Here is a 12,414-nt window from a genome sequence, read left to right as displayed (position 1 = left end):
CATTTCTGCCGGTCTGGGGGGCTCGGTTTTGTTTAAAACAGCCCGGCCCCGCGCCTGAGAAGCGCGGGGCCGTCGGGCGTCGACTCGCAGACTCAGACGCTGACCAGACTCAGACGCTGGCCAGGTAGGCGGCCGTCTTCTCCGGGTCCATGAACCACTCGAAGTAGTCCGGCGGGTTGTCGAAGCCGTTGACGAACCGGCGGGCGACCGCGTCCTTGGCCTGCGCGGTGCCGAGGATCTGCAGGACGTGCTCCGGCGGCGGCCCGAGCAGCGCGTTGGTCCACGTGGTCACGAACTGGGCGTAGGACCAGTAGCTCTCGAACGCGCTGGTCATCCACTCGCGGTCGAACGGCTTGTCGCCGTGGGCCAGGATGCTGTCCAGGTAGGAGACGGCGCACTTGGCGGCGTTGTTCGAGCCCTGCCCGGTGATCGGGTCGTTGGCGACGACCACGTCGGCCATGCCGAGCACGAGGCCGCCCGACGGCAGCTCGCCGACCGGCTGGCGCACCACCGGGGTGTACCCGCCGGCGAGGGTCGCCCGCGCGTCGGTGAGCTCCACGTCGGCGCAGCGCTCGTACTCCCACGGCACGTACGTCTTCACCAGGTCCAGCAGCCGGCGCAGGTGCTCGTCGGGGTCGGGCTGGTCGGCGAAGACGTCCAACGGGCCGCCGGGGACGCCCTCGAAGAACAGGATGTCGCAGTTCCCGCTGAGCGTGTACGACGGGATCACGAACAGCTCGCCGGCGCCGGGGGCGATGTTGAACCGGACCCCCGGGCTGTCCGGGTGCTCCGCGCGCGGCGCGAGGCCGTGCACGTACGCCAGCGACAGCGCGCGCTGCGGGGCGGTGAACGGCGAGCGCTCCGGGTCCCGGTCGAAGAGCCCGACCAGCTCGCCCTTGCCCGCCGCGACGACGACCAGGTCGTAGTGGGTGGTCAGCGAGTCGAGGTCGCCGGTGGTGACCCCGTGGATGATGAGCTTGCCGCCGCGCTCCTCGAACAGCTCGATCCAGCCGGCCATCTTCACCCGCTGGTCGACGGACTGGGCGTAGTGGTCGAGCCGGCCGAACCAGTCGAGCGCCCGGCTGCCGTCCGGGGCCAGTACGGAGACGCCGAGGCCGTCGATGTGGACGGCTTCGGCCTCCCAGAGGTTCAGCCCATGGTCGCGCTCGCCCTGCAGCGAGGTGTGGAACATCGCCTGCGTGGACATGACCCGCCCGCCGCGGATCTCCTCCGGGGTCCGTGCCGACATCACGGTGACGTCGTACTCGTTCTCCTGGAGCATCAGGGCGAGTTGCAGCCCGGACTGGCCAGCCCCGACGACCAGCACTTTACGCATGTGTTCGTGCCTTTCTTAGCTCCGGCGTCTCGGTCAGCGACAACGTGTACAGCACGAGCTCACGCAGGGTTTGCACAGTGGACGCCGGATCGCGGGCGTCACAGGTGACGAGCGGTGTTCCCGGCCTGAGGGCCAGCGCGTCGCGCACCTCATCCAGGTCGTGCCAGAGCTCGCCGTCGAATCGGTTCACGGCGACGATGAACGGCACGTCGGCGTCGTTCTCGAAATAGTTGATCGCCGCGAACGACTGGTCGATCCGGCGGGTGTCGACCAGGACGATGGCGCCCAGCGCGCCGCGCGACAGGTCGTCCCACATGAACCAGAACCGCGCCTGCCCCGGCGTGCCGAACAGGTAGAGGACGAGGTCCGAGTACAGCGTGATCCGGCCGAAGTCCATCGCGACCGTGGTCGTCAGCTTCCCGTTCGGCGGCAGGTCGTCGACCCGCTCGCTCGCCTCGGTCATCCACGCCTCGGTGTTGATCGGCGGGACCTCGGACACCGAGCCGACGAAGGTGGTCTTCCCGACCCCGAAGCCACCCGCGACGACGATCTTCGCCGAGATGGTGAGCGTGCCGGAAGAACCGCCGTCGCCCGGCCGGCCACCCTGATACGACCCGTTCAGCTGGCTCATCTCGGCAGGGCTCACGTCCGTGTTCCTAGTTTCATGGCGCCTGATTTCCTGGCGTGGGTCTGGAAGTGGCTCTCACGCGGTGGCCGGACCGGCCCGGGAGATTCCATGAGACGGTACTCCGGTGATCCGCCCTACGCTTCTCAGACGGGAAGTTCCCGCAGGCCCCTGAGGATTCTCTCCAACACGTTGCGGTCATCCCGGAACGCGTGTGCCGTCGGATGGATGAGCACGGCGCCCTGTGTCGCCAGGTCGCTGATCAGCACACGGACCACCCCGAGTGGAATGGAAAGAAGCGCGGACAGCTCGGCGATCGACATCTGCCCGCGGGCGCGCTCGTAGAGCGCCTTCGACTCCGGCATGAGCGCCTCGCTCAGCATCGGGTCGTAGCGCGGGACGGACACCAGGGTCTCCACCAGCAGGTGATAGCGCGACCGGGTGCGCCCGCCGGTCAGCGCGTAGGGCCGGACCCGCTTGCTGCGAGCCGTGTGCGCCGGCTTGCCCGGCTTCGACTCCTCGCCCTTCACCTGCGGCTCCTGTCCCTTGATCACCTGCGGCACCATCACGATCCTCTGGTCGTCTCGACGCGAGCGGCCTGGCGGGGCCCTGTCACTGGGACGGCGTCAGCCACTGGGACGGCGCCCGACCAGCACCCGCCGCAGGTCCGCGCGCAGCTCGGGGGTGAGGGCGTGTCCGGCGTGCATCACGAACTGGGTCATCTCGTAGGCGACGACCTTCATGTCGCAGTCGGGGCTGGTGAGTACGGCCAGGCCCGCGCCGGCGTCGATCCCCATGAACAGGAAGTACCCCTGGGAGAGCCGCACGATGATCTGTTCGCAGGTGCCCTTGCCGAACAGCGCCGCGCTGTTGCGGGCCAGGCTGAGCATCCCGCTGGCGATCGCGGCGAGCCGCTCGGCCTCCTCGGTGGTCATCTCCTGGGACGAGGTCAGCGAGAGCCCGTCCGATGACATGATCAGCGCATGGGTGACGCCGTGCACCTTGCGGACGAAGTCGTCGATCAGCCAGGTGAAGTCGGTTTCGGGATGGCCGTTGTGCTCCTGCGTCACGTGGGGTCCTCAGTCCGCTCGCTGCTCGTCGCGGGCGGCGCGCTCGCCTTCGGAGAACGCGCCCAGATCCGCCAGTAGTTGCTTGTGGCCGACCGTCGGGTCGACGGTCTCGGCCGCGCCCTCGGGTGAGCCCGTTCCCCCGCGCGCCGCGGTGCGCGCGCCGATGGCGTCCCCGTACGTGTCCCGCAGGCTGTGCGACACCCGCCGCGGCAGCCCGCTCGCGGTGGTGCCGGCCGACGCCGCTGCCGGCGGCGGGCTCGCCGGTGCTGGTTCGGCGCGCCGGGCGGGTAGCCGCGTCGCGCTCCGCGTGCCGGCGGCGGGCCGTGAGCCATGCCCGTTCGGCGAGGCGCTCACCACCCGGTCCTCGACGTCGCCCGACTGGCTGGGGCCGTCGGTGGTCGCCGGGACCGACACGGTCTGCAGGCCGGACCAGCCGGCGTCCGGCAGTTCGCAGACCAGCGGCGCAGGCAGCAGCACCGATCCGGTGGTGCCGTGCGGATGCCGATGGTCCAGCCACACCTTGATGCCGTGGCGGGTGGCGAGCCGGCGGACCACGGCGAGCCCCATGTGCCGGACCGCGTCGTCGTCGAGCACGGGGTCCGCCGTGAGTCGCTGGTTGATCTGGCGCAGCCGGTCGGCCGGCAGCCCGATGCCCTCGTCCTCGATCCGCAGCAGCGCGCTGCCGGTCTCGGTCAGATGGGCGCCGACCCGCACCGGCGAGTGCGGCGGCGACGACTTCGTCGCGTTGTCGAGCAGCTCAGCGAGCAGGCGGCTGACGTCCTCGGCGGCGAACCCGACGACCCCGAGGTTGACCACCCGCCCGACGGTGACCCGCTGGTAGTGGTCGATCGACGACATCGCTCCGCGGATCACGTCGACCAGCGAGGAGGTCTGCGACCCCTGCTCACCCGCGTCCCGGCCGGCGAGCACCCGCAGGTTCTCGGCGTTGCGGCGCAGCCGGGCGGCGAGGTGGTCCAGCCGGTAGAGCTCGGCCAGCCGGTCGGCGTCCTCCTCGCGCGACTCCATCTCCTCCAGCTGCGCGAGCAGCGTGTCGACCAGGTTGAGGTCGCGCAGCGCGAGGTCGGCGCAGATCGCCGACAGGGCCTCCTCCGCCGGACTGGGCGTCGCCGCCGCGCGGGCGCCTGGCACCCGCGACCCCGCGGGCGGCTGCGTTCGGCCGGATCGCGCGGGCGTCGAGCGGGTGGGCGGTGGCGCGAGCAGCTGCGCGGCCGCCTCGCGGGAGCCGCCCAGCAGCGCACGTGACCGGTTCAGGAGTTCCCGAGCGCGCGTCGTCATACCAGCCTGAATGCTCCTCGTCGTGCGCGGCTTTTTTCCACGCGGACCGGTGGGCGGCCGGTGTGGCACGAGCGGACGCGTCACACCGGGGAGTCGCCTCCCGGCCCGGTCGCTCGCTGGCCTCGCCGACTTTCTGCCGGTGCTGACGATCCGGAGATTCGCGGTCCGCGGGGCGTTCAGGGGCCGCTATCTGGGGATTGCCGTCCAACATGGGGTGGTTTGAGCGTACCGTCCCGGCCGCACGGCGTATCGCGGGCAGCCGGAGGACCACGCGAGACAACACTCGCTGTAATCGTCCACGGCTCGCGGGCCGGGTCGGCTCCGAACAGTCAGCCCGTGCTGGCTGACAACTCCAGCACGACGAGCAGCCCCCGGCGTGACTTTCGGGCCAAAAGCGAGAGGAGAAGGTCCCGAGCCTGGGCGTGGAAAAGCTCACCGCCCGGGCTTCGGCCCAAAGGCGCCTCTACAGCCGGTAGCCGGCCCCGGCTCAGCCGGTGGGAGCGGCCTCGGCGGCGACGCGGGGCAGCACCTTCTCCACGAACAGGCGCAGGCTTTCCCAGCCGCGTTCGGGCGGCATTCCGCCGCACAGCGGGTGCAGTACGGTCACCGGCCCCAGCTCGCCGGGCCCGGCGGACAGACCGCGCCGCACGCATTCGTCCGGCGTCAGGATCTGGTACCGGCCCTCGGCCCGTAGCTCCTCGACGGTCGTCGCGTGCGAATGCGCGGCGGAGGTCTGGCCTTCCGGCTGCCAGGACGAATAGAGCGTGGCCTCCGCGAGAAAGTGCTCGCCGAGCTCAGCCCACGCCTTGTCAGGGTCCTCGGCGACGTGCACGAACGCCGTTTCGGTCGGCGGCATCACGACGAAACCGGACGTTCCCTGCGCCGCGCACTGCTCGTAGTAATAGGCCTCCAGCTCGGGCAGGTTGTTCGCCGGGCACAGCGGCAGCCCCAGCCGGGCCGCCCGGCGCGCCGAGACCTTCACCGAGCCGCCGACCCAGAGCAGCTGGGCCGGTGGGCTCGCCGGCGGCGGCGTCACCCGGACCGTCCGGCCGCGGTACTCGAACGGCTCACCGGTCCACGCGGCCAGCATCGCGGTCAGCGACTCGTCCATAAGCGCCCCGCGCCTCGACCAGTCCAGGCCCGCGTCCGCGTACTCCACCGGCCGGTAGCCGAGGCCGGCGACCGCGGTGATCCGCCCTCGGCTGGCCAGGTCGAGCACCGCGAGCTGCTCGGCCAGGCGCAGTGGGTCGCTCAGCGGCACCAGCAGCGCCTGCACGATGACGTGGACCCGCTTCGTCGCACCGAGGATCAGGCCAGCGTTGACCAGCGGCGCCGGGCTCCAGCCGTTGTCGGCGCCGTGGTGCTCCTCCAGCGACACCATCGGGATGCCGGCCTCGTCGGCGTAGCCGGCCATCTCGATGCCGGCCTGGTAGGCGGCACCGAGCGCGCCCCGGTCGAGCCCGGGCACCGCGAAGTTGAACCGCAGCACAGAAAGCATGGCTGATCTCCCATTCCCTGGCGGCGGCGCGTCAGGCGCCGTAGACCGGTTCGGCCGGGGGAGCGGCCGCGAGCAGCTTGTCGACGGCGACCCCGACCTGGGCCGTCTCCCAGCGGGCGCCGCGGTCGATCGGCACCCCGTGCCGCCAGCCGCCCGCGACGGCGAGCTTCCCACCCTCGACCTCGAAGACCTGGCCGGTGACGTGCGCCGAGCGCTCGCTGCCCAGCCACACCACCAGCGGCGCGATGTTCGCCGGGTCCATCGCGTCGAAGCCGGACTCGACCGGCGCCATCGTGTCGAAGACGCCCTCGGTCATCCGGGTCCGCGCCGACGGGGCGATGGCGTTCGCCGTCACCCCGTAGCGGGCCAGCTCGGTCGCGGCGATCAGCGTCAGCGCGGCGATCCCGGCCTTCGCCGCGCCGTAGTTGCCCTGCCCGACGCTGCCCTGCAGGCCGGCGCCGGAGCTGGTGTTGATGATCCGGGCGTCCGGGCGCCGGCCGGCCTTCGCCTCGTCGCGCCAGTAGCCGGCGGCGTGCCGCAGCGGCGCCGCGTGCCCCTTGAGGTGGACGCGCACCACCGCGTCCCACTCCTGCTCGGTCATCGAGACGAGCATCCGGTCGCGCACGAAGCCGGCGTTGTTGACCAGCACGTCGAGCCGGCCGAACGCGTCCACGGCCGTGCGGACGAGGGCCTGGGCCCCGGACCAGTCGGCGACGTCGTCGGTGCTCACGACCGCCTCGCCGCCGAGCGCCCTGATCTCCTCGACGACGCCGCTCGCGACGGGCTCCCCGGCGGCGGCACCGTCCAGCGCCACCCCGACGTCGTTGACGACGACCCGGGCGCCCTGGCGGGCGAACTCCAGCGCGTGGGCCCGGCCGATGCCCCGCCCCGCGCCGGTGACGATCACAACCCGGCCAGCACAGACCCCGCTCTCGCCCCCAGCGTCCCGGGTTCGCTCCGCGGCTTCGCTCACGCGTCATCTCCTCGCGGTGGCCGTCGACGGCTGGTAACTTACCCGACCAAGCAAGCGCTTGTGTAGATGTACGCCGTGGGGTCCGGACATGGGCCGCACGCTCGGCTGAGGGGCGGTTGATGGGCGCGAAGCTGACCACGATCGGTGCCGCCGTCGCGGCGGTCGAGAGCGGGATGACCGTCGGGATCGGCGGCTGGGGCTCACGCCGCAAACCGATGGCCCTGGTCCGGGCACTGGCCCACGGCCCGGCCACCGACCTCACCGTCGTCACCTACGGCGGCCCCGACGTCGGCCTGCTCGCCGCCGCGGGGAAGATCCGCGTGCTGGTCAGCGGGTTCGTCTCGCTGGACTCGATCGCGCTGGAGCCGCATTTCCGGGCCGCCCGCCAGCGCGGCGAGATCGAGTTCCGCGAGCTGGACGAGGGCATGCTGCAGTGGGGCCTGCTCGCCGCCGCGCACCGGCTGCCGTTCCTGCCGATCAGGGCCGGCCTCGGCTCGGACGTCCCGACGACCTTTCCCGGCCTGCGGACCGTCACGTCGCCCTACCCGGACGGCGAGGAGCTCGTCGCCATGCCGGCGCTGCCCCTCGACGTCGCGTTCGTGCACGCGAACCGGGCTGACGCCGCCGGCAACGCTGCCTTCCTCGGCCCCGACCCGTACTTCGACGACCTGTTCTGCCTCGCCGCGCGCCACCGGGTGCTGTCCTGCGAGCGGGTGGTCGAGACCGCCCAGCTGACGAAGGAGGCGCCGGTCCAGGCGCTGCGGATCAACCGGATGATGGTCGACGCGGTCGTCGAGACGCCGAACGGCGCGCACTTCACCAGCTGCGTCCCCGACTACGACCGCGACGAGACGTTCCAGCGTGCCTACGTGGCGGCGGCCGCGGCGGGCGGCGGCTCGGCGGACTGGGACGCCTTCCACGAGCGGTACCTCGCCGGCGACGAGGCCGCGTACCAGGCCGCGGTCCGGGCCCAGCAGTCGCTTCGGGGCGAGAAGGAGACCGCTCGATGACGCAGCCTGAGGCGGCCCCGGCCCGGCCGGTGCCGGCGGCTGGTGGGCCGGTGGCCCGCCGGGCCGACGTCTGCGCGCTCGCGTGCGCCGAGGCCTTCCGCGGCGCGGGCGAGATCCTCGCCAGCGCCTTCGGGACCGCGCCCGCGCTCGGGGCCCGGCTCGCCCGCCTGCTGTTCGCCCCCGACCTGCTGCTCTCCGACGGCGAGGCCATGTTGCTGGCGAACACCCCGCCGCTGGGGGCGCCACCGTCGGACGCCCTCGTGGAGGGCTGGCTGCCGTTCCGGTCCGTGTTCGACGTGGTTGCCGCCGGCCGCCGCCACGTGATCATGATCCCGTCGCAGCTCGACGCCTACGGCAACATGAACATTTCCGCGGTCGGCCCGCACGCCCGCCCGAAGGCCCAGCTCATCGGCACCCGCGGCGCCCCGGGCAACACCGTCAACCACGCCACCAGCTACTGGGTGCCCAGGCACGGCCCGCGGGTTTTCGTCGAGCGGGTCGACGTCGTCTGCGGCGTCGGCTACGACCGGGCCCGCACGGCCGGGCCGTCCGCAGCCCGCTTCCACGGCCTGGGCCGGGTGGTCACGGACCTCGCCGTCCTCGACTTCGCGAGTCCCGACAACCGGCTGCGGCTGGCCTCCGCGCACCCGGGCGTGACCGTCGACGAGGTCCTCGCCGCGACCGGCTTCCCCCTCGTCCTGCCGGCCGCCGGCGCGGACGCCGTACCGGTGACGCCGGAGCCGACGCCCGCCGAGCTGGACCTGCTCGACGTGCTGGACCCCAAGGGCCTGCGCTACCGCGAGGTCGCCGCGTGAGTGGCGACCCGCGGCTGGAGACGGCGTTCACCCGGCTCACCGGGGCGCGCTACCCGATCGTCCAGACCGGGATGGGGTGGGTGTCCGGCGCCCGGCTGACCGCGGCGACCTCGGCCGCCGGCGGGCTGGGGATCCTCGGCTCGGCGACGATGACGCTCGACGAGCTGGCCAGTGCGGTCCGCGCGGTGAAGGAACGCACCGACGCGCCGTTCGGCGTCAACCTGCGGTCCGACGCCGAGGACGTCGAGGACCGGGTCGCGCTCATGGTCCGCGAAGGGGTGCGGGTGGCGTCGTTCGCGCTCGCGCCGCGCAAGGACCTGTTCGCCCGGCTGCGCGACGCCGGGATCGTGACGATGCCGTCGGTCGGGGCCCGCAGGCACGCCGAGAAGGTCGCGTCCTGGGGCGCCGACGCGGTCCTCGTCCAGGGCGGTGAGGGCGGCGGGCACACCGGCGCCGTCCCGACGTCGCTGCTCGTCCCGCAGGTGGTCGACGCCGTCGACATCCCGGTGATCGCCGCTGGCGGCTACTTCGACGGCCGCGGCCTCGTCGCCGCGCTCGCCTACGGCGCCGCCGGCATCGGGATGGGCACCCGGTTCCTGCTGACGGCCGACAGCACCGTCGCGGACAACGTCAAGGCGCACTACCTGGCCGCCGGCGTCGACGGCACGGTCGTCACCACCCGGGTCGACGGCGTGCCGCACCGGGTGCTGCGGACCCCGCTGGTCGACGGGCTGACCTCGGCCGGCCCGCTCACCCGGTTCCCGCGCGCCATCCGCAACGCGGCCGCGTTCCGCCGGGCCTCGGGCGCGACCTGGCGCGGGCTGCTGCGGGAGGGCCGGGCGCTGCGTTCGCGCGGCGGGCTGACCTGGAGCCAGGTCCTGATGAGCGCCAACACCCCGATGCTGCTTCGCGCGTCGATGGTCGAGGGCCGTGACGACCTCGGGCTGATGACGTCCGGCCAGGTGGCGGGCCTGATCGACGAGGTGCCGACGGTCGAGGAGCTGGTCGGCCGGATCGTCGCTGAGGCGGCCGCCGTCCTCGACCGGCTCGCGGCTCCCGGTGCTGGCGCGCCGCCGCCAGCCCGGCCGGTCGCCGTGGCGCCGGAGCTCGGATGACCGGGTCGGCGCCGCCGGGGGCGGCTGGAGCCCCGGTGAGCGAGCCGGCGACGGCACCGCTCGTCCTGACCGGTGTGGACGCGGTGCGCGCGGCGGTCGGCCGCGAGCTCGGGCCGACCGTGCCGGTGCTTGTGGGCCCCGACCGGGTCGCCGCGTTCGAAACCGCCACCGGCTGGTCCGCTCTGCCGACCGGGCGGCCTACGACCTCCGCCGGGTCGGCCTCCAGCCGGGAGGTGCCCGAGCTGCTGCTGTTGTCGCTGGTGAACGACATGCTGCCTCGGCTCATCGACGTCCGCGGCTTCGCGATGGGTGTCAACTACGGCACCGGCCCGGTACGATTTCCGACCGTGCTGCCAGTCGGTGGCGTCGTGCTGGGCCACCTGATGATCGCCGAGGTGGCGGACGTTCCCGGTGGCGTCCAGGTCACCTATCGGGTCACCCTGACCGCCGGCGACACCGACCACCAGGTGTGCGTCGCCGACAGCCTCGCGCGCTACCTGGACTAGGCCAGGGCTGCTCGGGCGGTGGCGTCAGGCCGGCTTGTGGCCGACGCCGGCCCAGACGATGGTCTGCTCGGGCTCGTCCGCGCGCCACTTGGTCGCAAGCACGACGCCCGGGTCGAGGAGGTCCCAGCCGTCGAAGAACGGGACGACCCGCTCCTGGCTGCGGAACGTGATCGTCGCGCCCGCCGACGCCGATCGCAGCAGGGCCGCCGCCGCGAGCGCGTCGGCGCTCGGGGTGCTCGTCTGCGCCCCGGCGCTCGCGATGCCCGGGTGGGACAGGACGAGGTAGCTGCCGGCCGGCAGCGCCTCGGAAAGGGTGCGCACGACGTCGTACGGAGACTCCTCGTCACTCACGCAGTGCATGATCGCTACCAGCATGAGCGCGACGGGCTGGCTGAAGTCGAGGAGAGTGGCCGCCTTGGCGAGTAGGGCGGCCGGCTCGCGGACGTCTCCCTGGACGTAGGCGGTAGCCCCGACGGTGGTGCCGGTCAGCAGTGCCTGCGCGTGGGCCAGCACGATCGGGTCGTTGTCGGCGTAGACGACCCGGGCGTCGGGGGCGGCGCGCTGGGCGACCTCATGGGTGTTGTTCGCGGAGGGCACGCCGGTGCCGATGTCGAGGAACTGGCGGATGCCGTGCTCGGCGGCGAGCAGGTGCACGGCGCGCCGCAGGAAGGACCGGTTCGCCCGGACGCTCTGGGTGGTCGACGGCATCGCGGCGAGGACCTTCTCGGCGACCTCCCGGTCAGCCGGGTAGTTCGTCTTGCCGCCGAGCCAGTAGTCGTAGATCCGGGCGACGTGCGCGACGTCGGTACGGAGATCGACGGGTTCGCCGTCCGGCCCGGGGGTGACCTCGTCGGCGGCTATCGCCGACTGGAAGTCCCACGACCGGCCCTCGTCGGTGCCGCTGTCTGCCACCAGGCTTCCTTTCCCAGATATCGCGTGCGTCCGGCGCCCGCGCACGGTCGAACCGGCGGGGAAGGTGGCGGCCAGCCAGGCCGGGTGCCACCTATTCGACCTGCTCTGCGTCGGATAGTAGCCCCGCGTCCTGTATCTCGGCGCCGAGCCGCGGATACGGAGCGCGGCGCGCGGGCGCCCGTCGCGTTGGCCCCTGCGGTGGTGGCTGCCGCCGCCGGCCGCGCGTGGTCGAGGTCGCGTTCCGTCACCGCCCGCGTGACATTCCCCCGGTCATGGGGCACACGGACGGTCGGGGTGCCCGGACGGCTCCTGACGGGCGACGTGCCTGCCCGCGGGCTCGGGGCGGAAGGCATCCGAGCGACTTAGGCAACAGATTCGTCCGATATGCCCGTCACTCTGCGAAGCTGGACCAGCGGGCGAGCGCGCTCCAGGGCATCCGGGACCGGTCATTGACGATCGGGGGAGCCGCCGGCTGGGCGCGACACGGCGCAGGGGCCTGTGGAGCCGCCCGGGTGGGCCTAGAGTAGAACAGGATCTAGTTTTGGTGGCGGCGGTTGCGTCGAGCGCCAGTGAGGAGGCCCCGGTGAGCGAAACGGTGGCCGCGGCGGCCACGTCGCCTGCGAAGGGCGTGCCGGCCACGACGGCGACCCCCTCCCAGCAGGCGCGCCGGGAACGCATGCTCTCCGCCGCGCTCGCCCTGGCCAGCCAGGGTGGCTACGACGAGGTGCAGATGCGCGAGGTGGCCGAGCAGGCCGGGGTCGCGCTGGGCACCCTCTACCGGTACTTCCCGTCCAAGGTGCACCTGCTCGCCTCGGCGCTGGCGCGCCATCTGGCCGGCCTGCGCGAGGCCGTGCTCGACCCGCTGCCCGGCTCCGCCGACCCGCCGACCCGCGTGCTGGCGATGATGAACCGCCTGGTCGACGAGCTCAGCCGGGACCGGCTGGTCGCCGAGGCCCTCATCCAGGCGATGACGCTGGCGTCGGCGACCATCGGCACCGAGATCGACGACGTCGACGAGGCGATGATCGGCCTGATCGGGGTCGCCGCGTTCGGGCCCGACCACGTCGTCGACGAGCGGGACAAGCTGATCACCAACATCATCGGCAAGGTCTTCCTCAGCGATCTGCGCTACTGGCTCGGCGACCGGATGACCCTCGAAGGCGTCCGTGCCTCCTTGGGAGACACCGTCGCCGTCGTCCTCGCCGGGCCCCCGGCGGGGGGGGGGGGGGGGGGTGGGGCCCGGGGGGGGGGGGGCCCC

General features: G+C 72.9%; 13 protein-coding genes. 5 read left to right on the top strand and 8 right to left on the bottom strand.

Going from position 1 to position 12,414, the window contains the following annotated elements; translation table 11 throughout:
* Positions 1–109 precede the first annotated feature (109 nt).
* The 7 genes from I6A60_RS17860 to I6A60_RS17830 form a co-directional block, all read right to left on the bottom strand.
* Positions 110–1,336 (bottom strand): styrene monooxygenase/indole monooxygenase family protein, encoded by a 1,227-nt coding sequence (locus tag I6A60_RS17860; protein ID WP_203021943.1) that lies wholly within the window; start codon positions 1,334–1,336, stop codon positions 110–112.
* Complete coding sequence (locus tag I6A60_RS17855) at positions 1,329–1,967, bottom strand: ATP/GTP-binding protein (RefSeq protein ID WP_238435685.1); 639 nt, start codon at positions 1,965–1,967, stop codon at positions 1,329–1,331. Before I6A60_RS17855 ends, I6A60_RS17860 begins: the two co-directional genes overlap by 8 nt.
* A gap of 140 nt (positions 1,968–2,107) precedes the next feature.
* Positions 2,108–2,527, bottom strand: a complete 420-nt coding sequence (locus tag I6A60_RS17850) for a DUF742 domain-containing protein (protein ID WP_238435672.1) — start codon at positions 2,525–2,527, stop codon at positions 2,108–2,110.
* A 60-nt stretch (positions 2,528–2,587) separates the two neighbouring features.
* The gene (locus I6A60_RS17845) at positions 2,588–3,031 is read right to left on the bottom strand and encodes a roadblock/LC7 domain-containing protein (RefSeq protein ID WP_203021942.1); all 444 of its coding nucleotides are present in this window, start codon (positions 3,029–3,031) and stop codon (positions 2,588–2,590) included.
* Positions 3,032–3,040: 9 nt separating this feature from the next.
* On the bottom strand, positions 3,041–4,327 hold the full coding sequence (locus I6A60_RS17840; RefSeq protein ID WP_203021941.1) for a sensor histidine kinase KdpD: 1,287 nt from the start codon (positions 4,325–4,327) through the stop codon (positions 3,041–3,043).
* A 487-nt stretch (positions 4,328–4,814) separates the two neighbouring features.
* Positions 4,815–5,825, bottom strand: a complete 1,011-nt coding sequence (locus tag I6A60_RS17835; RefSeq protein WP_203021940.1) for an LLM class flavin-dependent oxidoreductase — start codon at positions 5,823–5,825, stop codon at positions 4,815–4,817.
* 31 nt (positions 5,826–5,856) lie between these two features.
* The gene (locus I6A60_RS17830) at positions 5,857–6,798 is read right to left on the bottom strand and encodes an SDR family oxidoreductase (RefSeq protein WP_203021939.1); all 942 of its coding nucleotides are present in this window, start codon (positions 6,796–6,798) and stop codon (positions 5,857–5,859) included.
* A gap of 119 nt (positions 6,799–6,917) precedes the next feature.
* On the opposite strand from I6A60_RS17830, the gene I6A60_RS17825 reads away from it, so the two are divergent.
* From I6A60_RS17825 to I6A60_RS17810, 4 genes are read left to right on the top strand one after another with little or no spacing between them, the layout of a single operon-like run.
* Positions 6,918–7,808: a CoA transferase subunit A gene (locus I6A60_RS17825; RefSeq protein ID WP_203021938.1), complete on the top strand. Its 891-nt coding sequence runs from the start codon at positions 6,918–6,920 to the stop codon at positions 7,806–7,808.
* Entirely contained in the window at positions 7,805–8,623 is an 819-nt protein-coding gene (locus I6A60_RS17820) for a CoA-transferase subunit beta (protein WP_203021937.1), read from the top strand. The genes I6A60_RS17825 and I6A60_RS17820 overlap by 4 nt, the downstream gene beginning before the upstream one ends.
* On the top strand, positions 8,620–9,738 hold the full coding sequence (locus I6A60_RS17815) for a nitronate monooxygenase family protein (protein WP_203021936.1): 1,119 nt from the start codon (positions 8,620–8,622) through the stop codon (positions 9,736–9,738). The genes I6A60_RS17820 and I6A60_RS17815 overlap by 4 nt, the downstream gene beginning before the upstream one ends.
* Positions 9,739–9,773: 35 nt before the next feature.
* The gene (locus tag I6A60_RS17810) at positions 9,774–10,244 is read left to right on the top strand and encodes a hypothetical protein (protein WP_203021935.1); all 471 of its coding nucleotides are present in this window, start codon (positions 9,774–9,776) and stop codon (positions 10,242–10,244) included.
* Positions 10,245–10,268: 24 nt separating this feature from the next.
* On the opposite strand, the gene I6A60_RS17805 is transcribed toward I6A60_RS17810, so the two are convergent.
* The gene (locus tag I6A60_RS17805) at positions 10,269–11,156 is read right to left on the bottom strand and encodes an SAM-dependent methyltransferase (protein ID WP_203021934.1); all 888 of its coding nucleotides are present in this window, start codon (positions 11,154–11,156) and stop codon (positions 10,269–10,271) included.
* Between the two features lie 583 nt (positions 11,157–11,739).
* Here I6A60_RS17805 and I6A60_RS17800 point away from each other — a divergent pair.
* The coding region (locus tag I6A60_RS17800; protein WP_203055654.1) for a TetR family transcriptional regulator at positions 11,740–12,414 on the top strand (675 nt) is incomplete at its 3' end.

This window comes from Frankia sp. AgB1.9 (genome assembly GCF_016786355.1).
In the GTDB taxonomy this organism is placed as follows: domain Bacteria; phylum Actinomycetota; class Actinomycetes; order Frankiales; family Frankiaceae; genus Pseudofrankia.
Note: the sequence above shows the minus strand (reverse complement) of the source record. Positions and strands in the feature narration are given on the sequence as shown.

What these genes read in the sequence shown, in the direction of transcription:
- I6A60_RS17835 (WP_203021940.1), bottom strand. Translation starts at nt 5,825, where the DNA reads ATGCTTTCTGTGCTGCGGTTCAACTTCGCGGTGCCCGGGCTCGACCGG.
- I6A60_RS17840 (WP_203021941.1), bottom strand. Translation starts at nt 4,327, where the DNA reads ATGACGACGCGCGCTCGGGAACTCCTGAACCGGTCACGTGCGCTGCTG.
- I6A60_RS17850 (WP_238435672.1), bottom strand. Translation starts at nt 2,527, where the DNA reads ATGGTGCCGCAGGTGATCAAGGGACAGGAGCCGCAGGTGAAGGGCGAG.
- I6A60_RS17855 (WP_238435685.1), bottom strand. Translation starts at nt 1,967, where the DNA reads ATGAGCCAGCTGAACGGGTCGTATCAGGGTGGCCGGCCGGGCGACGGC.
- I6A60_RS17820 (WP_203021937.1), top strand. Translation starts at nt 7,805, where the DNA reads ATGACGCAGCCTGAGGCGGCCCCGGCCCGGCCGGTGCCGGCGGCTGGT.
- I6A60_RS17825 (WP_203021938.1), top strand. Translation starts at nt 6,918, where the DNA reads ATGGGCGCGAAGCTGACCACGATCGGTGCCGCCGTCGCGGCGGTCGAG.
- I6A60_RS17860 (WP_203021943.1), bottom strand. Translation starts at nt 1,336, where the DNA reads ATGCGTAAAGTGCTGGTCGTCGGGGCTGGCCAGTCCGGGCTGCAACTC.